The following is a 347-nucleotide window of genomic DNA, read 5'->3' on the forward strand; positions in this document are numbered from 1 at the left end:
GATGACGTCGGGGACGCTGATCGCGCCGCACAGCAGCGACCAGTCGGGCGGCGCGCTCGGGCAGGAATCCGCCGACGCGGCGCTGCTGGACGACTGCACCACGTCGTTCGCCCAGCAGCTCGGCGCGCCCGTGCTGGCGGAGGTACTGGCCGAGCGCCTGCACCACATGCTCACCGACGTGCTGGGCGCCGCGTCCGACGCATTCCCCCCGCGGCCGCCCGGCCCCGCGCCGGTCCATTTTCCCACCCTGTCCCATTGAAAGAGGTTCACATGAAAGATCAACCATCGAACGCATGCACGGGCATGCGCGTGCTGCCGAAGGTCGTCACCATCACGCGCCGCGGCTT

The 347-nt window shown here is 70.0% G+C and carries 1 protein-coding gene; it reads left to right on the forward strand.

Annotation, left to right across the window (positions count from 1 at the left end; translation table 11 throughout):
* Positions 1-259: hypothetical protein (locus ACEN88_RS34780; protein WP_413346970.1), on the forward strand; the 259-nt coding region annotated here is incomplete at its 5' end.
* Between the last annotated feature and the right edge of the window lie 88 nt (positions 260-347).

It is taken from the genome of Massilia sp. CT11-108, assembly GCF_047302915.1.
Taxonomy (GTDB): domain Bacteria; phylum Pseudomonadota; class Gammaproteobacteria; order Burkholderiales; family Burkholderiaceae_D; genus Telluria; species Telluria orientalis.